The following is a 17,820-nucleotide window of genomic DNA, read 5'->3' on the forward strand; positions in this document are numbered from 1 at the left end:
CATGTCCGACGAGATCCCCCTCCTCGAAGCCCCCAAGTCCCGCCTGCCGCTGCTGATCGGCGTGGCGGTCGTCGTCCTCGCCGTGATCGGCGCGACGGTCTTCTTCCTCAACCGCGGCAGCGACGACGCGCAGCGCGCGACCGGCGACGGCAAGACGGCGCTCGCCGACGGCAAGCCGGTGAAGGTGGTGCTCGGCACGGCGGGCGCCAGCGACCCGTACTGGAAGACCTTCGAGAAGGCCGCGAAGGACGCCGGCATCGAGCTCGAGGTCCGCAACTTCGACTCCTACGAGCTGCCCAACCCGGCGCTGCACGAGGGCGAGCTCGACGCCAACCAGTTCCAGCACATCGTCTACCTGGCGCAGTACAACGTCGCCAACGACGACGACCTGGTGCCGCTCGGCTCGACCGCGATCTACCCGCTCGGCCTCTACTCCCAGAAGTACGACGACGTGGCCTCCATCCCCGACGGCGCCACCGTCGTCGTCCCGGACGACGACTCCAACCAGGCCCGCGGCCTGCTCGTGCTGCAGTCGGCCGGCCTGATCAAGCTCAAGGACGGCGGCTCGATCTTCTCCACCGTCGCCGACGTCGACAAGGCCGCCTCGCGCGTGCAGGTGAAGGCGATCCAGGCCGACCTGACGCCGACGTCGCTGCCCGACGTGGCCGCGGCGATCATCAACAACGACTTCGTCACCGACGCGGGCCTCACGTTCGGCGACGCGATCGCCGTCGACGACCCGAAGGACCCGAAGGCCGTCCCCTACGTCAACATCTTCGCGGTCCGCGCCGAGGACAAGGACAACCCGGCGCTGAAGAAGCTGGTCGAGATCTACCAGCAGACCCAGTCGGTGCTCGACGGCGTCGACGAGGCGTCCGGTGGCACCGCGAAGTTCGTGACGATCAGCCAGGCGGACCTCGAGCAGAGCCTGCACGACGTCGAGAAGCAGATCCGCGAGCAGCAGTGACCGCTGCAGCAACCGAGGCGCCGCTCGTCGAGCTGCGCGGTGTGGTCAAGGAGTTCCCCGGCGCCCGCCGGGGCGACTCGCCCCACCGCGCGGTCGACGGCGTCGACCTCAGCGTCGAGCGGGGCGAGATCTTCGCGATCATCGGCTACTCCGGCGCCGGGAAGTCCACGCTGGTCCGGCTCGTCAACGCGCTCGAGCCGGTCACCTCGGGCAGCGTGGTCGTCGACGGCGTCGACGTCACCGCGCTCTCCGAGAAGGGCCTGCGCGAGCTGCGGCTCGGCATCGGGATGGTCTTCCAGCAGTTCAACCTGATGGACTCCCGCACGGTGTGGGGCAATCTCGCGTTCCCGCTCACCGTCGCGGGCGTCGCGAAGGCCGAGCAGCAGCGGCGGATCTCCGAGCTGCTCCACTTCGTCGGCCTCGCCGACAAGGCCCACGCCCATGTCAGCGACCTGTCCGGTGGCCAGAAGCAGCGCGTCGGCATCGCCCGGGCGCTCGCCACCAACCCGCGGCTGCTGCTGGCCGACGAGGCCACCAGCGCCCTCGACCCCGATACCACCCGCGACGTCCTCGACCTGCTCGCGCGCGTCAACCGCGAGCTCGGGATCACCGTCCTGCTCATCACCCACGAGATGGACGCCGTACGACGGATCGCCCACCGGGTCGCGGTGATGGAGGCCGGCAAGGTGGTCGAGACGGGCGCCGTCCTCGACGTCTTCGCCGACCCGCAGCACGACGTGACCCGTCGCTTCGTCGGCACCGTCGTCGACGACCTGCCCGCCCCGGACGTCGTCGCCGCGCTCCGCGAGCGGCACCCGGGCCGGTTCGTCCGGCTCGCGTTCCGCAGCACGAGCGTGCGCCAGTCGGAGGCGTTCGCGGCCTTCCTGCGCCACGGCGTGGAGTTCGAGCTGGTCTACGGCGGCATCGAGGAGATCCGGGGCAGCAGCTTCGGCAACCTGACCCTGGCGCTCACCGGCGACGACGCGGCGGTCGACGCCGCACTCGCCGAGATCACGCCGGTCGTGGCGTGGACGGAGGTGGCGTGATGATCGCCCAGATCGACACCCGCTTCGGCGAGCTGCAGCCGGACTTCTGGCAGGCCGCGGGCGAGACCCTCGTCATGGCCACCCTCGCCCTGGTCCTGGGCGGACTGCTCGGGCTCGGGCTGGGTCTCGGGCTCTACCTGACCCGCAAGGGCGGGCTCTACGCCAACCGCGCGGTCGCCGTCGTCCTCAACGTGCTGGTGAACTTCTTCCGGCCGATCCCGTTCATCATCTTCGTCGCGGCGCTGCAGCCCCTGGCCCGGCACGTGGTCGGCACCGGCATCGGCATCCGCGCGGCGACCTTCGCGATCACCATCGCCGCGATCTTCGGCATCAGCCGGATCGTCGAGCAGAACCTGGTCACCGTCAGCCCCGGCATCATCGAGGCCGCTCGCGCGATGGGCGCCAGCCGGGCACGGATCACCTTCACCGTGCTCGTGCCCGAGGCCCTCGGGCCGCTGCTGCTCGGCTTCACCTTCGCCTATGTCGCGATCGTCGACATGACCGCGATGGCCGGTGTCATCGCGGGCGGCGGGCTGGGCGCCTTCGCACAGCGGTTCGGCTTCCGGCAGTTCGACGACGTCGTGATCTGGGCGTCGATCGTGGTGCTGGTCGCGATGGTGATGACCATCCAGCTGGGTGGCAACCTGCTCGCGCGCCGGGTGCTGCGGCGCTGAGATCGCTGACGTCATTCGTCCTGTGGGTGAGAGCCCACAGAACGAATGACGTCACGTCGGGGAGAGCCTCAGACCGCCGCGGCCGCGAACTGCGCCGCGTGCAACCGGGCGAACGCCCCGTCGCGCTCGAGCAGCTCGGCGTGCGAGCCCTGCTCGACGATGCGGCCGTGCTCCATCACCAGGATGAGGTCGGCGTCGCGGATGGTCGAGAGCCGGTGCGCGATGACGAACGACGTCCGGTCGGTGCGCAGTGCCGCCATCGCCTGCTGCAGCAGCAGCTCGGTGCGGGTGTCGACCGATGACGTCGCCTCGTCGAGGATCAGCAGCGCCGGCTGGGCCAGGAACGCCCGGGCGATGGTGATCAGCTGGCGCTCGCCGGCCGACAGATTCGAGCCCTCGTCGTCGACCTTGGTGTCGTAGCCCTCGGGCAGCGAGTGCACGAACCGGTCGACGTACGTCGCCCGCGCGGCCGCGCGGATCTCGTCATCGGTCGCATCCGGCCGCCCGTAGGCGATGTTGTCGCGGATGGTGCCCTCGAAGAGCCAGGTGTCCTGCAGCACCATCCCGATCCGGCTGCGCAGCTCGGCGCGCGTGAGCGCGGTGATGTCGGTGCCGTCGAGCGTGATCCGGCCGCGGTCGAGCTCATAGAAGCGCATGATCAGGTTGACCAGCGTGGTCTTGCCGGCGCCGGTGGGGCCGACGATGGCGACCATCTGCCCGGGGTGCGCGACCAGCGAGAGGTCCTCGATCAGCGGCTCGTCGGCGTCGTAGGAGAACGCCACGTGCTCGAACGCCACCTCGCCGGCGGTCGGGGCCGAGCGCGTCTCCGGCGCAGCGGCGGACAGCCCGCTGCCGGCCCAGGAGTCGACCTCCTCCTCCGCGTCGAGCAGCTCGAAGACCCGCTCGGCCGACGCGACGCCCGACTGCAGCAGGTTGGCCATCGACGCGATCTGGGTGATCGGCTGCGTGAACATCCGGGTGTACTGGATGAACGCCTGCACCTCGCCCAGCGACAGGTTGCCCGACGCGACCCGCAGGCCGCCGACGACGGCGATCACCACGTAGTTGAGGTTGCCGATCAGCATCATCACCGGCATCACCAGGCCGCTGATGAACTGCGCCCGGTACGACGACTGGTAGAGCTGCTCGTTGGCCTCGTCGAACTCCGCCTCGACGGCCTTGCGGCGGCCGAAGACGGTGACCAGCGCGTGCCCAGAGATCGACTCCTCGACCTGGGCGTTGAGCCGGCCGGTCTGCCGCCACTGGTTGATGAACTGGCTCTGCGAGCGCTTCATGATCCGGCCGGTGGCGAACATCGCCAGCGGCACCGAGACGAGCGCGATCACCGCGAGCAGCGGCGAGACCCAGAACATCATGCCGAGCACGCCGACCACCATCAGCAGCGAGGTGAGCAGCTGGCTCATCGTCTGCTGGAGGTTCTGGGCGACGTTGTCGATGTCGTTGGTGACCCGGCTGAGCAGCTCGCCGCGCGGCTGCTTGTCGAAGTAGGCCAGGGGCAGCCGGTGGATCTTCTCCTCGACGTCGGTGCGCATCCGGCGCACGGTCGCCTGGACGATGTCGTTGACGAGGAAGCCCTGCAGCCAGCCGAGCACCTGGCCGCCGACGTAGACCGACAAGGTCAGCAGCAGGATGTGGCCGACCTTGTCGAAGTCGACGCCCACGCCGGGGATGAAGTCGAGCCCGCGCAGGAAGTCGGCGAAGCTGCTGTCGCGCGACGCGGCCTCGGAGACGGCGTCGGCCTTCGACATCCCGCTGGGGAACTGCTCGCCGATGAAGCCGTTGAAGACGGCGTCGGTCGCCTTGCCCAGCAGGTAGGGGCCGACGGCGACGGACGCCACCGAGCCGATCCCGAGCAGCAGGACGGCGACCGCGCGGCCGCGTGCGGGCCGGAGCAGCGCGAGCAGGCGCAGCGCGGACTGCTTGAAGTCGTCGGCCTTCTGGCCGACCATGCCGCCCATCGGGCCGCGGCCGGGGCCGCCGGTCTGCACGATGCGCTCGGTCTGCTTCATGGTCTTGCCGCTCATGCGAGCACCTCCTCTCCCTTGATGCCCTGTGAGGCCGCGATCTCCTGGTAGGTCTCGTTGTCGGCGAGCAGGTCGTCGTGCGTGCCCTGGCCGACGACCTCGCCGTCCTCGAGCACGAGGATCACGTCGGCGTCGCGGATGGTGGCGATCCGCTGGGCGACGATGAGCACCGTCGCCTCGCGGGTCACCGGCTTGAGCGCCGCACGCAGGCGGGCGTCGGTGGCCACGTCGAGCGCCGAGAACGCGTCGTCGAAGAGGAAGATCTCGGGACGCCGGACGAGGGCGCGGGCGATGGCCAGGCGCTGGCGCTGGCCACCGGAGACCGTCGTACCGCCCTGGGCGACGGCGGTGTCGAGCTGCTCGGGCATCTCCCGCACGAAGTCGGCGGCCTGGGCGATCTCGAGCGCCTCCCACAGCTCCTCGTCGGTGGCCTCGGGCCGGCCGTAGCGCAGGTTGGAGGCGATCGTGCCGGAGAACAGGAAGGCCCGCTGGGGCACCAGGCCGATCTTCGACCAGAGCAGGTCGGGGTCGAGCTCGCGGACGTCGACGCCGTCGACGAGCACCCGCCCCTGGGTGGTGTCGAGCAGCCGCGGGATCAGGTTGACCAGGGTGGTCTTGCCGGCGCCGGTGGAGCCGATGACGGCGATCGTCTGGCCGGGCCGGGCGTGGACGGTGACGTCGCGCAGCACCGGCGCCTCGGCGCCGGGATAGGTCAGGCCGACGCCCTCGATGTCGAGGTGGCCGGCGACGTCGACGCTGGTCACCGGCGCGGCCGGCGGGACGACGCTGGTGTCGGTGCTGAGGACCTCGCCGATCCGGTCGGCGCTGACGGCCGCGCGCGGCACCATCATCAGCATGAAGGTGCCCATCATCACCGACATCAGGATCTGCATCAGGTAGGCCAGGAACGCGGTCAGCGCGCCGACGCCGCCCGGCATCGCACCGCTGTCGACGCGGTGCCCGCCGAACCAGATCACGCCGACGCTGGCGACGTTCGAGACCGCCATGACGAGCGGGAACATCAGCGCCATCCAGCGGCCCGCCCGCAGCGACACCGCGGTCAGGTCGTCGTTGGCCTCGTCGAAGCGACGGGTCTCGTAGGGCTCGCGGACGAACGCGCGGACCACGCGGATGCCGGTGATCTGCTCGCGCAGCACCCGGTTGACGTCGTCGAGCCGCTCCTGGACCTGACGGAACGCCGGCACCATCCGCGAGACGACAAGGCCGATGCAGATGAAGAGGACGGGGACGACGGCGACGACCAGCCAGGACAGCCCGAAGTCCTCGCGCATCGCCATGATCACGCCGCCGACCATCATGATCGGGATGGTGACGGCCATCAGGCAGGTCATCATCGCGAGCATCTGGACCTGCTGGACGTCGTTGGTCGCTCGCGTGATCAGCGACGGCGCCCCGAAGGTCGAGACCTCCCGCGCGGAGAAGCTGCCGATCCGCCCGAACACGGCCTTGCGCAGGTCGCGCCCGAACGCCATCGCGGCCTGCCCGCCGAACCAGGCCGACGTCATCGAGCACGCCGCCTGGACCAGCGCGACGACGAGCATGATCGCGCCGATGCGGATGATGTAGCTCGTGTCGCCGCGGGCCACGCCCTTGTTGATGATGTCGGCGTTGAGGCTGGGCAGGTAGAGCATCGCCACGGTCGCGGTGAACTGGAGCAGCACGATCGCGGTGAGCCAGCCCTTGTAGGGCTGCAGATAGGTCTGCAGGAGTCGCTTGAGCATCAGGTGGTCTCCTCACGTCGTACGACTCCGTAGAGCACGGTGTCGACGATCTGCTCGGCGGTGAGCAGGTCACCGCCGGTGAACTTGGGGTGGGTGCCGGAGAAGGTCAGCAGCCGCAGTGTGCGCACCACGTCGGCGACGGGCAGGGTGAGCTGGTCCTGGAACGGGCTGAGCAGGTCGGCCATCGCCTGGTTCGTGCGCTCCACGCGCTTGACCCACTCCCCCTTCTGCGAGGGCGGCTCGGGCGGGCCGTTCATGCCGAGCCGCTGGAGCAGCAGGAAGGACTTCGCGAAGCGCCGCTGCATGATCGTGACCAGGGCGAGCGCCCGCTCCTCGAGCGTCGCGTCGGCGGGGATGTCGGCCATGTCGCGCTGCATCTGGCCGGGCTCGAAGGCCTTGCGGACGGTCGCGTCGATGAGCTCGTCCTTCGACGCGAACACCCGGAAGATGGTGCCCTCGGCGACGCCGGCCGCCTCGGCGATCAGCTTGGTGGTGACGGCGCGCCCGTGGTCGTAGAGCAGAGGGAGCGTCGCCGACATGAGCGCCTCACGGCGCTCCTCGGGGGCGAGCGGCGCGGCGCGAGGGGGCATGCCGCCCAGTATGAATGAGTGAGCACTCACTCACAACTGGTTTTCAGGGCAGCGCGGCCGCCAGGTCGCTCCCGGGCAGCACGGGCACCCGCAGGACGGCGCCGTCCGCGCCCCCGATCTGGACCGTGTGCAGGGCCGGCAGGGCGAGCGGCGAGGCGAGGGAGGTGCCGAGCAGCTGGATCCGGATCCGGTGGCCGGCCCGGAACCGGTTGCCGACCGGCCAGAGCTCGACCTGGTAGCGACGGGGCTTGGCGCGGGCCGGCGCGGGGTTCGCGTAGTCGCCGTACGGCTGGACGACGTCGCCGTCGACCACCAGCGACCGGGCCAGGTCGACGCCCGGATAGGTGGTCGAGAGCCGGCCGACCGTGAGCGGGTTCGAGGTGCCGTCAGGGGCGACGTCGGACAGGACCGCCCAGATCCCCGAGTTCGGCGTCGTCGTGGCGAGCGAGAGGTCGAGGGCGAGCGGGCCGGCGAGGTCGACGTCCGCGGCCAGCCGGTCGGTCGTGAACGACAGCCCGGTGACGCCCTCGACCAGGGCGAGGTCGCTCTGCGCGAGCAGCGGCAGCGCGCCGGTGAGGGCCTTGGCGCCGCCGGCCTCGAGGATCGCGGCGTTGGGGACGTCGGTCATCGTCGGCAGCGTCGGCACGGTCAGGTAGGAGCGGTTGACGCCGTTGGCCGTCGGCGTCGGCGAGAGGCCACGGCCCGGCGTCAGCTCGAGACTCGCCCAGCGGGTGCCGGGCACCGGCCAGTCGGCGGCGTCGACGCGCGCCCACTGCCCCGCCAGGTACGACGAGCGCGAGCCCTTCGCGAGCAGGAGGCTCACCCGCGGCGCGCTCTCGATCCCGTTGTCGACACCGCGCACGAAGTGGTCGAGCCAGGCGTGCGCCTCGCCGACGCCGCCGTCGGTGCCGGCCGGGGTGCCGTCGTGACCGCCCTCCATCACCAGGTGCGCGCCGTCGGCCCGCAACGCCTGGTAGGCCTGGAAGGCGCCGCGCGACTCGACGTCGTAGAAGCCGTTGACGATCAGCACCGGGATGTCGTTGGCGTCGCCGCGCCAGCCGCGCTGCTGCCACCACGCGTCGAGGCTCGGGTGCAGCAGCGAGGCGTTCATCCCGCTGGAGAAGAGCCCGCCGACGACGTCCAGCGCGGACGCCGGGTCGCGCCGGAGCCGGTCGACGCCCTGCAGCAGCGCCGGGGCGCCGATCATCGCGAGCACGCCGGCGCCGGGCACCAGGTTGATCAGGCCGCCGGGGACGAGCAGGTCGCGGTAGAGCTCATGGGTGCCGGAGCGCATGATCGCGGCCTTCACGCACGGCAGCTCGGTGTGCCAGGAGTTGTAGAGCACGATCGCGCTCGCCGAGAAGCCGTTGAGCGCCAACCGCCCGTCGCTGAACGGTTGGTCGCACGCCCAGCGCAGCACCTCGACGACGTCACGCTGGCTCTTCGGCCCGAGCGCGTCGAAGGAGCCGTCGCTGTCGCCGGTCCCGCGGAGCTGGACGAGCAGGTAGTTGTAGTCGGAGGTCACGTCGAGCGTGGTGCTCCCGTCGCCGTACGGCGAGAACTCGACGACCGTCGGCTTCGCGGTCACCGGGCCGCTGCTGGTGAGCGTGGTCTGCAGCTCGACGCCGTCGGACGTCGTGAACCGCTGGTCGACCGTCACCGGCGCCGGTGCAGGGTCGGCCGTCGCAGGCTGCGGTAGCGCGGCGAGACCCGCGCCCGCGACCCCGAGCGCGAGGCTGGTTCTGGTGAGGGTTCGCAGACGGCCCATGTGAGCACAACGACACCGTGCTCGTGGGGCTATGTCGCCCGATCTCACCGCCTCCCCATGACAATGGCGCCATGGCTCGCGTGGCACTGGTTCTCGGCTCCGGCGGCGCCCGCGGGTACGCCCATCTCGGCGCGGTCGAGGAGCTGCGCGCCCGCGGCCACGAAATCGTCGCGGTCTCCGGGACGTCGATGGGCGCGGTGGTCGGCGGCCTGGTCGCGGCCGGCAAGGACCAGGAGTTCGCGGCCTGGGCGTCGACGCTCACCCAGCGCCGCGCGATCCGGCTGGCCGACCCGACCTGGTCCGGCGGCGGCGCGGCCACCGCCGAGCGGCTGATGGCGGCGCTCGACGACATCGTCGGCGACGTCCTCATCGAGGACCTCGCCATCCCGTTCACCGCCGTCGCCACCGACCTCGCCGCGCGGCGCGAGGTGTGGTTCCAGCGCGGCCCGCTCATCCCCGCGATCCGCGCGTCGATCGCGATCCCGGGGCTGTTCACGCCCGCCGTCGTCGACGGCCGGATCCTCGTCGACGGCGGTCTCCTCAACCCGCTCCCCCTCGACCCGACTGCCGCGGCCGCCGCCGACTTCACCGTCGCGGTGTCGCTGCAGGGTCCGCGCGAGCCGCACGAGCCGGCGTCCCCCGCCCGCGGCTTCTCGGTACGCCGGGCCGAGTGGGCCGGCGAGCTGCGTCGTCGGTTCCGCCGCGGCGACGCCGAGGGCGAGGAGCTCGCCGACGTGGTGCCGATCGGCACGCTCGACGCGCCCGCGGAGGCGCCGGCGGGCGAGGTCGACGTCCGGCCGGACGTGCGGACCTCCGAGGTCGTCTCGCTCTCCTTCGACGCGATGCAGAGCCTGATCACCCGCTACCGGCTGGCGGCGCTGCCGCCCGACGTCCTGGTCACGGTGCCGCTCGGCGCCGCCCGGACCCTCGACTTCCACCGCGCGGGCGAGCTGCTCGAGCTCGGCCGCGGGCTCACCGCCGCCGCACTCGACGCCGCCGGGCGCTGACCGGCGTCTCGCCGAATCGACCACGGGGAGGGCGGCGCCGGGGCAGGATGCTGGCCATGACCCCCGGGTGGTGGACCGCCGACGCGCGCGCCCAGCTCCTGGACCTCCTCGCCGCCGCCGCGCCCGAACCGCTGCCGCCCGACCAGGCGATCGGGCTCCTGGTCCGCGTCGACGAGGACGACGTCGAGGCGCTGGGCCGGCTGGCCTATCGCGCCCTGACCGGCGCGGAGCCCGGCGCCGAGCCGGCCGCGCCCGCCGCGGTGCTGCCCGGCTTCCCACCGTTCGCGTCGGAGGTCATCGCGCGCGCCATCGTCGGGCCGGACCACCTCCGCCCCACGCCGCAGGCGCTGCTCGTCGTCCTGGAGACCATCGACGCGGCCGCGTGGCCCACCGCGGGGCGTCCGCACGTGACGCTCCCTGACACGCCGGCGCCGGAGCCGGTAGCGTCAGCGCCCGTGTCAGAGCACGACGAGGAGTTCCGCAGCCTGCTCATCCCGTCGCGGGAGGTGCCGCGGTTCGAGCCGCTCACCGCGGCGGACCCGGAGCCCGCGCCGGAGCCGGAGCTCGAGGTCGAGGCGGAGGAACCCGAGGAGCCCGAGGAGCCCGAGGTCGAGCCGGCGCGCCCCACCCACGACGAGTTCCGCGAGATCGTGGCGACCCCGCACCCCGTCCCCCACTTCGAGCCGCTCGACGGCGCCGGCACCGTTCCCGGACTCGACGGCCGCCAGCGTCGCCGGCGCCGCCGGTCGGGATCGACGGCCATTGCGGCCACGGCCGACCGGACCCAGACGCTCATCCTGGTCGCGGTGATCCTGGTCCTGGTCGTCATCGGCGTGCTGTACGCCGCCTCCCACCACGACGACGGCGCCACCGACACGCCTCAGGGCGCGAGCCGCTCCCTGGCCCAGTCGTCGCCGGTGCGGGTGTAGCGCAGCCGGTCGTGCAGGCGGCTCTGCCGCCCCTGCCAGAACTCGAAGGACGTCGGGCGGACCCGGTAGCCGCCCCACGCCGGCGGCACCGGGACGTCGTCGCCGAAGCGCGCCTCGGCGTCGGCGTACGCCTGGTCGAGCACGTCGCGGCCGCTCACCACCTGCGACTGCGGTGACGCCCACGCGCCCAGCTGGGCGGCCCGCGGGCGGGTCGCGAAGTACGCCGCGACCGCATCGGCCGCCAGCGGGACCGCCTCGCCCTCGACCCGCACCTGCCGCTCCAGCGGGTGCCAGGGGAAGAGCAGCGCGCAGCGCGGCTCGTGGGCGAGCGCCTCGCCCTTGCGGGAGGCGGTGTTGGTGAAGAACGTGAAGCCGTCGTCGGGGCCGATCGGCGAGACCCGCTTGAGCAGCACCATCCGCGCCGACGGCGTCCCGTCGGCGTCGACGGTGGCCACCACCATCGCGTTCGGCTCGTGGATGCCGGCGGCGACGACGGCGTCGAACCAGTCCTGCCACAGCGTCCACGGCTCGGCCGGCGCGTCGGCCTCGCCGAGCCCGCGCGCGCCGTACTCCCGACGGAGCGCGGCGAGGTCGTGCGGGTCCTTCTCGTCTCCGAGCATGGCCCCAACCTAGGGCACGCTCGGGAGCCTGGGGCAGAATGCCGGATGGCCTGCGGGTCGTCCGGAGACGGGCGCCCGCCCCACGCTTGCGAAGGAGACGCCGATGCCTGAGGTACACCACGGACTGGAGGGCGTCGTCGCCTTCGAGACCCAGATCGCGGAGCCCGACAAGGAGGGCTCGGCGCTGCGCTACCGCGGCGTCGACATCGAGGACCTGGTCGGCCGGGTGCCCTTCGAGAACGTCTGGGGCCTGCTCATCGACGGCCGGTTCACCCCGGGCCTGCCGCCGGCCGAGGCGTTCAGCCTGCCGGTCCACACCGGTGACGTCCGCGTCGACGTCCAGGCCGCGATCGCGATGCTCGCGCCGGCCTTCGGCTTCGGCCAGACCTACGACATCAGCGACGAGCAGGCCCGCGAGGACCTCGCCCGCGTCGCCGTCATGGTCCTGTCGTACGCCGGCCAGTCGGCGCGCGACCTCCACCTGCCCGTCGTACCGCAGCGGATCGTCGACGAGGGCCGCACGCTCGCCGAGAAGTTCCTCATCCGCTGGCGCGGCGAGGCCGACCCGAAGCACGCCCACGCGATCGACGCGTACTGGTCGTCGGCCGCCGAGCACGGCATGAACGCCTCGACGTTCACCGCGCGCGTCATCACCTCGACCGGCGCCGACGTCGCCGCGGCCTTCTCCGGCGCGATCGGCGCGATGAGCGGCCCGCTGCACGGCGGCGCGCCGTCGCGCGTGCTGCACATGATCGAGGAGGTCGAGAAGACCGGCGACGCCCGCGCGTACGTCAAGAACCTGCTCGACTCCGGCGAGCGGCTGATGGGCTTCGGCCACCGCGTCTACCGCGCCGAGGACCCGCGGGCCCGCGTGCTCCGCCGGACCGCCAAGGAGCTGGGCGCCCCGCGCTACCAGATCGCCGAGGCCCTGGAGCAGGCCGCATTGGCCGAGCTCCGCGAGCGCCGTCCCGACCGCGTGCTGGAGACCAATGTGGAGTTCTGGGCGGCGATCGTCCTCGACTTCGCCGAAGTCCCGCCGCACATGTTCACCTCGATGTTCACCTGCGCCCGCACCGGCGGCTGGTCGGCGCACATCCTCGAGCAGAAGACCACGGGCCGCCTGATCCGCCCGTCGGCCGTCTACACCGGCCCGGCCACCCGCCCCGCGAGCGCCATCGAGGGCTGGAACGACGACTGGGCGGTCTGAGCGCTCGGCGAACCCCGCAGAGGTCCCCGCCGCGTCGTACTTCCTGCCGGAAACTTGCGCTTCCTGACGGTTGCAACCGTCAGGAAGTGTGGGAATCCCCGCTGAAGCGGGGATTCCCACACCGTCAGACCACCACCCCCAGCTGCGCCAGCAGCGCCGCCGCTGCCGGCGCCGGGCCGAAACTGCTCCAGATGACGTGCTCGGTGCGTGCCGGCGCGTGGGTGACCGGGACGGCGACCAGGTCGGGCAGCTGAGGCACGAACGTGGAGGCGAGCAGAGCGACGCCGAGCCCCGCGCCGAGGATCCGCCCCATGAGCAGCACGTCGCTGGCCTCGAAGGCGACCTCGCGCGCCAGGCCGGCCTCGGCGAAGGCGCGGTCGGTCTGCTCGCGGCCCGCGGTGCCCAGCGGGAAGTCGACGAAGGTCTCGGTGGCGAGCCGTTCGAGCGTCAGCCGCTTGCGGCCCGCGAGCGGGTGGTCCGGGCCGACGACGGCACGGTGGTGGTCGCGGGCGAGCAGGTGGCTGCCGACGCCGGTGATCTCCCAGCCGTCCGGGAGTCCGATGAACGCCAGGTCGAGCGTTCCGTCGGCGACCTGCCGCAGGAACTCCTCGCTGCCGCCGGCCCGCAGCCGGACCTGGACGCCGGGGTGGCTGTCGCGGAACGCCCGCAACGCCTCCGGTACGTCGACCGCCGCCACCGTCGGGATCACTCCCACCGAGAGCGGCCCCCGGATCTCCCCGACCGCGGCCGCCGCTTCCGCCCGCGCCCGGTCGGCCGCGTCGAGGCACTGCCGCGCGATCGGCACGAAGGCCGCGCCGGCGGCGCTCAACCGCACCTGGCGACTCGTGCGGTGGAACAGCCGGACGCCCAGATCCTGCTCCAGCCGGGCGATCTGGTGGCTGAGCGCCGACTGGACGACGAAGCACGCCTCGGCCGCCCGCGTGAACGAACCGTGCTCGGCCACCGCCAGGACGTACCGCATCTGCTGAAGCTCCACGGATCTATCGTGAATCACGATCAATCAGATGAAAAGCATGTGTTGGACTCATCGACCAGCAGCGCCGACGCTGGAGGCATGACCACGACCCTCCCGCTCCCCGGCACGAGCACCGGCACCCGGACGACCGGCGACGCCGGCCTCACCGCGCTGACCGCCCTCGCGCCCGCCGTCTGGGGCACGACCTACCTGATCACCACCCAGCTGCTCCCCGCCGGCCACCCGCTCTTCGCCGGCCTACTGCGTGCTCTGCCCGCGGGCCTGCTCCTGCTCGTGGTCCTGCGCCGGCTGCCGCAGGGCGTGTGGTGGTGGCGGGCTCTGGTCCTGGGGACGCTCAACATCGGGCTCTTCTTCCCGCTGCTGTTCGCCTCGGCGGAGCGACTGCCCGGCGGCGTCGCGGCGACGGTCGGCGCGGTCCAGCCGCTGCTCGTGATCGCGCTCGCGCTGCCCCTGCTCGGCGAGCGGCCGACGGTGGCCAAGGTCGGCTGGGCGCTGGCGGGCGCGGGGGGCGTGGCGCTCGTCGTCCTCGGCCCCGACGCCGCGCTCGACCCGATCGGCTTGCTGCTCGGTGTCGGCGGGGCGCTGTCGATGGCCGCGGGCGTGGTGCTCACCCGCCGCTGGGGACGTCCGGACGACGTCAGCTCGCCGGTCCTGGTGAGCTGGCTGCTGACCGCGGGCGGGCTGGTCCTGCTGCCGACGACCTTCCTCGTCGAGGGCGCGCCGCCGGCGATCGACGCACCGGCCGCGGGCGGCTACCTGTGGCTCGGCGCGGTGGGCGGGCTGGCGGCGTACCTGCTCTGGTTCCGGGGGCTCGGCTCACTGCCGATCGCCTCGACGGCGCTCCTCGGCCTGCTCTCGCCGGTCGTCGCGGCCGCGCTCGGCTGGCTGGTCCTCGACCAGGCCCTGCGGCCGCTCCAGCTGGTCGGGTTCGCGCTGGCGCTCACCGCGATCGTCGGCGGTCAGCTCAGCTCGAACCTCAGCGGACGACGTGATCGAGCAGCTCGGCACTGACGGCGGCCGCGGCGGCCGGGTCGCCGTCGCGGATCGCCCGCAGGACGGCGAGGTGCTCGGCCTCGAGGTCGCCGTCGCCGGCCGGGGGCTCGATGCTCGCGCGCAGCGTGTCGACGAGACCGTCGTAGAGCTCGACGAGGAGCGGGTTGTGGGCGGCCGCGACGACCGCGACGTGGAACTCGACGTCGGCGGCGACGAAGCCCGGGCCGTCGCCGATGGCCAGGGCGATCCGGCGCCGGTCCATGACCTCGTCGAGGACCGCCAGGTCGGCGTCGGTACGGCGCTCGGCCGCCAGCGACGCGGCCCGGACCTCGATCGCGTGCCGGACCTCGAGCAGGTGCTCGATCTCGACCCGGTCGACCTGGCGGCGCATCAGCGCCTGCATCTCGGTGGCGGCGGCGACATAGGTGCCGTCGCCACGGCGGACCTGGAGGACGCCGAGGTGGGCGAGCGCGCGGACCGCCTCGCGCACGGTGTTGCGGCTGACTCCCAGCGCGGACGCCAGCTGCGGCTCCGGCGGGATCCGGGTGCCGACGGCCCACTCGCCGCTCTCGAGCAGCGCGCGCATGCCCTCGATGGCCTGGTCGACCAGCGAGGCCGGAGTCGCGGGTGCGAGCGGCATGAGCCCTTCCTTTCGTCCAATCATCCGATGTCTGTCTACACTAGGCGACATGCCCGCGTCCGTCCACACGCCGTCCTCGTCCGCCGCCACCCCCTCGGCCTCGGGCAGGACGACGTCGCGGGGGCGCGCGGGCCTCGGTCTCATCGTTGCCGTCCTGCTCGTCGCCTTCAACCTGAGGCTGGCGATCACCAGTCTCGGAGCCCTGCTCGACCACCTCGGCAGCATCGGCGTCTCGGCGACGACCCAGGGCGTGCTGACCTCCGTCCCGGTGCTCTGCTTCGCCGCCGTGGGCGCGACGGCGATGGTCGTCACCCGCCGCCTCGGCGTCGACCGCGGCCTGCTGGCGGCGCTCGGGCTGATCGCGCTCGGCCTGGTCCTGCGGGTCCTCGACGGCACGCCCGCGCTGCTCGCCGGCACCGCCGTCGCCTGCGCGGGCATCGCGCTCGGCAACGTGCTCATCCCGGCCATCGTCAAGGAGCACTTCGCCGACAAGATCGGCACCATGACCGGCGCCTACTCCGCCGTCCTCTCCCTCGGCTCGGCGGTCGGCGCCGCGACCACCGTCCCCATCGCGGACGCCGCCGGCTCGTGGCGGGTCGGCCTGGGCGTGTGGGCGTTCGCCGCGGTCGCCGCGGCGCTCGCGTGGGCGCCGTACGCCCGCAAGCGCGACCCCGAGCGGGCCGACGTCCGCGGCGCCTCGCTGTGGCGCAACCCGATCGCCTGGGCGGTCACCCTGCTCTTCGCCACCCAGTCGCTCAACGCCTACGTGATGATGAGCTGGCTGCCGAGCCTCTTCGCCGACGCCGGGTTCAGCGACGCGAAAGCCGGCCTGCTGCTCGCCACGAGCATCACCATCGGCATCCCGTTCTACTTCATCGCGCCGATGATCGCGGTGCGCGTGCGGAGCCAGGGCCACCTCGTCCTCGGCCTGACCGCCATCACCATGCTCGGCTGGATCGGCCTGTGGGCCTCCCCCGTCGACGGCGCCTGGCTGTGGGCGGCCCTGCTCGGCGCGGGCGGCGCGGTCTTCCCGGTCGCGCTCTCGATGTTCGCGATGCGCACCTCCACGACCGCCGACACCGCGTCGCTGTCGACGATGGCGCAGAGCGTCGGCTACCTGATCGCGGCCGCGGGCCCCTTCCTCATCGGCATCCTGCACGATGCGACGAACAGCTGGGCGATCCCCTGCGCGCTGCTGATCGGCCTGGGCCTCGTGCAGATCGCGGTCGGCTACGTCGCCGGCCGGCCGGTCAAGATCGTCGCCCGCTGAGCGCCGCCACCAGGACCTCCAGCGCCCGGTCGAGCTCGGCGTCGGTCGGGCCACCGAAGCCGACAACCAGCCCGCTGAGCCGCGTCGCGCGGCAGTAGTCGCGCAGCAGGTTGACCCGGAAGCCGGCGTCCTCGGCGGCCCGCTGCACCCGCACCGCGCGGGCGTGCGGCAGCAGCCAGGTGGAGTACATGCCGGCCACCGGCCCCGCCAGGTCGGCGTACGGCGTGAGCGCGGCCACCACCCGCGGCGCCCGCTCGGCGTAGACCCGGCGCGCGGAGCGGACCACGGCGTCGACGTAGCCGTCTCGGAGGAGGGTGACCAGCGCCCGCTGCACCGGCCACGGCGGGGCGTCATGGGTGATCGACCGGTGGCCGTCGAAGGCGTCGAGCAGCCCGTCCGGTACGACGGTCCAGCCCAGCCGCAGCGACGGCAGGATCGCCTTCGAGGCGGTGCCGAGGTAGGCCACCCGGTCGCGGTCGAGCGAGGCGAGCGCCGGCACCGGCGCGACGTCGTAGCGGAACTCGGAGTCGTAGTCGTCCTCCACCACCAGCGCCCCGTCGCGGCGCGCGGTCGCGAGCAGCGCGAGCCGGTCGGCGGCGGGCATCACCCGGCCGAGCGGGTGCTGGTGGGCGGGCGTCACGTACGCCGCCGCGCAGCCGCGCAGGTCGGTCACCGGCTCGAGCGCCGGCAGGTCGCGGACCGCGCGGCCGGCCTCGGCGACGGTCGCGACGGCCGCCCGGTAGCCGGGATCCTCGACGCCGACCGCGCCCGGCGGCAGCACGGCGAGCAGGTGGCGCAGGCCGGCGGTCGTGCCACCCGTGACGCGGACCGCGTCGGGGTCGACGGCCAGGCCGCGGGTGCGGCCGAGCCGCTCGGCAAGCAGGCCGCGGAGCTCGGCGAGGCCGCGCGGGTCGTCGTAGCCCCGGGGTGGCGTGGCGACCGAGACCTCCCGCCACGCGCGGCGCCAGACGCTCTGGTGGCGCGGGTCGATCCAGGGCGTGCCGGCGTCGAGCATGACCAGGTCGCGCTCCCGCGTGGCCGGACGCCGGCGGGCCGGCGCCGCCGGCCGGCCCATGGTGCCGCCGGAGACCCAGGTGCCGGATCCCTGGCGCGCCTCCAGCCAGCCCTCGGCGAGCAGCTGGTCGAAGGCCTGCTCGACGACGGACCGCGACACCTCGAGGTCGGCGGCCAGCCGCCGGGTCGCGGGCATCCGGTCGCCGGGCACCAGCGCCCCGTCGAGCACGAGCTGCCGGACCTGGTCGGCGAGCTGGGTGCCGAGCGGGCGCGGATCGGCGCGGTCGAGGCGGAGCGGAACCATGAGTGGC

General features: G+C 73.0%; 16 protein-coding genes. 8 read left to right on the forward strand and 8 right to left on the reverse strand.

The window, feature by feature from the left end; translation table 11 throughout:
* Position 1 precedes the first annotated feature (1 nt).
* Genes AB4880_RS06685 through AB4880_RS06695 form a run of 3 tightly spaced genes read left to right on the forward strand, consistent with a single transcriptional unit; the run spans position 2 to position 2,687 of the window.
* A complete protein-coding gene (locus AB4880_RS06685) occupies positions 2-967 on the forward strand; it encodes a MetQ/NlpA family ABC transporter substrate-binding protein (protein ID WP_367918437.1) in 966 nt (321 codons plus the stop codon).
* The gene (locus AB4880_RS06690; RefSeq protein ID WP_367918438.1) at positions 964-2,013 is read left to right on the forward strand and encodes a methionine ABC transporter ATP-binding protein; all 1,050 of its coding nucleotides are present in this window, start codon (positions 964-966) and stop codon (positions 2,011-2,013) included. The genes AB4880_RS06685 and AB4880_RS06690 overlap by 4 nt, the downstream gene beginning before the upstream one ends.
* On the forward strand, positions 2,013-2,687 hold the full coding sequence (locus AB4880_RS06695) for a methionine ABC transporter permease (protein ID WP_367918439.1): 675 nt from the start codon (positions 2,013-2,015) through the stop codon (positions 2,685-2,687). Before AB4880_RS06690 ends, AB4880_RS06695 begins: the two co-directional genes overlap by 1 nt.
* 68 nt (positions 2,688-2,755) lie before the next feature.
* On the opposite strand, the gene AB4880_RS06700 is transcribed toward AB4880_RS06695, so the two are convergent.
* The 4 genes from AB4880_RS06700 to AB4880_RS06715 are packed head-to-tail and all read right to left on the reverse strand — an operon-like array spanning position 2,756 to position 8,724.
* Positions 2,756-4,732 carry an ABC transporter ATP-binding protein gene (locus tag AB4880_RS06700; RefSeq protein ID WP_367918440.1) on the reverse strand — a complete coding sequence of 659 codons (1,977 nt, stop codon included), beginning with the start codon at positions 4,730-4,732 and terminating at the stop codon, positions 2,756-2,758.
* Positions 4,729-6,474 (reverse strand): ABC transporter ATP-binding protein, encoded by a 1,746-nt coding sequence (locus tag AB4880_RS06705; RefSeq protein WP_367918441.1) that lies wholly within the window; start codon positions 6,472-6,474, stop codon positions 4,729-4,731. Before AB4880_RS06705 ends, AB4880_RS06700 begins: the two co-directional genes overlap by 4 nt.
* Entirely contained in the window at positions 6,474-7,064 is a 591-nt protein-coding gene (locus AB4880_RS06710) for a TetR/AcrR family transcriptional regulator (RefSeq protein WP_367918442.1), read from the reverse strand. The genes AB4880_RS06705 and AB4880_RS06710 overlap by 1 nt, the downstream gene beginning before the upstream one ends.
* Positions 7,065-7,107: 43 nt before the next feature.
* Positions 7,108-8,724, reverse strand: coding sequence for a CocE/NonD family hydrolase (locus tag AB4880_RS06715; RefSeq protein ID WP_367918443.1), 1,617 nt, complete (start codon positions 8,722-8,724; stop codon positions 7,108-7,110).
* Between the two features lie 179 nt (positions 8,725-8,903).
* Here AB4880_RS06715 and AB4880_RS06720 point away from each other — a divergent pair, with 179 nt between their 5' ends.
* Both AB4880_RS06720 and AB4880_RS06725 read left to right on the forward strand, forming a co-directional pair.
* Entirely contained in the window at positions 8,904-9,839 is a 936-nt protein-coding gene (locus AB4880_RS06720; RefSeq protein WP_367918444.1) for a patatin-like phospholipase family protein, read from the forward strand.
* A 56-nt stretch (positions 9,840-9,895) separates the two neighbouring features.
* The gene (locus tag AB4880_RS06725) at positions 9,896-10,768 is read left to right on the forward strand and encodes a hypothetical protein (RefSeq protein WP_367918445.1); all 873 of its coding nucleotides are present in this window, start codon (positions 9,896-9,898) and stop codon (positions 10,766-10,768) included.
* Here AB4880_RS06725 and pdxH read toward each other — a convergent pair.
* Positions 10,720-11,388: a pyridoxamine 5'-phosphate oxidase gene (pdxH, locus tag AB4880_RS06730; protein ID WP_367918446.1), complete on the reverse strand. Its 669-nt coding sequence runs from the start codon at positions 11,386-11,388 to the stop codon at positions 10,720-10,722. The two genes, AB4880_RS06725 and pdxH, sit on opposite strands and share 49 nt — an antisense overlap.
* Positions 11,389-11,491: 103 nt before the next feature.
* Between pdxH and AB4880_RS06735 the strand changes: the two genes are divergently transcribed.
* A complete protein-coding gene (locus AB4880_RS06735) occupies positions 11,492-12,595 on the forward strand; it encodes a citrate synthase 2 (protein ID WP_367918447.1) in 1,104 nt (367 codons plus the stop codon).
* A 124-nt stretch (positions 12,596-12,719) separates the two neighbouring features.
* Here the strand turns inward: AB4880_RS06735 and AB4880_RS06740 are convergent, their stop codons facing one another.
* A complete protein-coding gene (locus AB4880_RS06740) occupies positions 12,720-13,592 on the reverse strand; it encodes a LysR family transcriptional regulator (RefSeq protein WP_367918448.1) in 873 nt (290 codons plus the stop codon).
* Between the two features lie 78 nt (positions 13,593-13,670).
* On the opposite strand from AB4880_RS06740, the gene AB4880_RS06745 reads away from it, so the two are divergent.
* On the forward strand, positions 13,671-14,603 hold the full coding sequence (locus tag AB4880_RS06745; protein ID WP_367918449.1) for an EamA family transporter: 933 nt from the start codon (positions 13,671-13,673) through the stop codon (positions 14,601-14,603).
* Here the strand turns inward: AB4880_RS06745 and AB4880_RS06750 are convergent.
* The gene (locus AB4880_RS06750) at positions 14,569-15,225 is read right to left on the reverse strand and encodes a FadR/GntR family transcriptional regulator (protein WP_367918450.1); all 657 of its coding nucleotides are present in this window, start codon (positions 15,223-15,225) and stop codon (positions 14,569-14,571) included. The genes AB4880_RS06745 and AB4880_RS06750 overlap by 35 nt on opposite strands.
* A 49-nt stretch (positions 15,226-15,274) precedes the next feature.
* Here AB4880_RS06750 and AB4880_RS06755 point away from each other — a divergent pair, with 49 nt between their 5' ends.
* A complete protein-coding gene (locus AB4880_RS06755) occupies positions 15,275-16,495 on the forward strand; it encodes an MFS transporter (protein ID WP_367918451.1) in 1,221 nt (406 codons plus the stop codon).
* Here AB4880_RS06755 and pdxR read toward each other — a convergent pair.
* Positions 16,476-17,813, reverse strand: a complete 1,338-nt coding sequence (gene pdxR / locus AB4880_RS06760; protein ID WP_367918452.1) for a MocR-like pyridoxine biosynthesis transcription factor PdxR — start codon at positions 17,811-17,813, stop codon at positions 16,476-16,478. The two genes, AB4880_RS06755 and pdxR, sit on opposite strands and share 20 nt — an antisense overlap.
* Positions 17,814-17,820 lie beyond the last annotated feature (7 nt).

This window comes from Nocardioides ginsengisoli, assembly GCF_039537225.1.
GTDB classification, from domain to species: Bacteria; Actinomycetota; Actinomycetes; order Propionibacteriales; family Nocardioidaceae; genus Nocardioides; species Nocardioides ginsengisoli.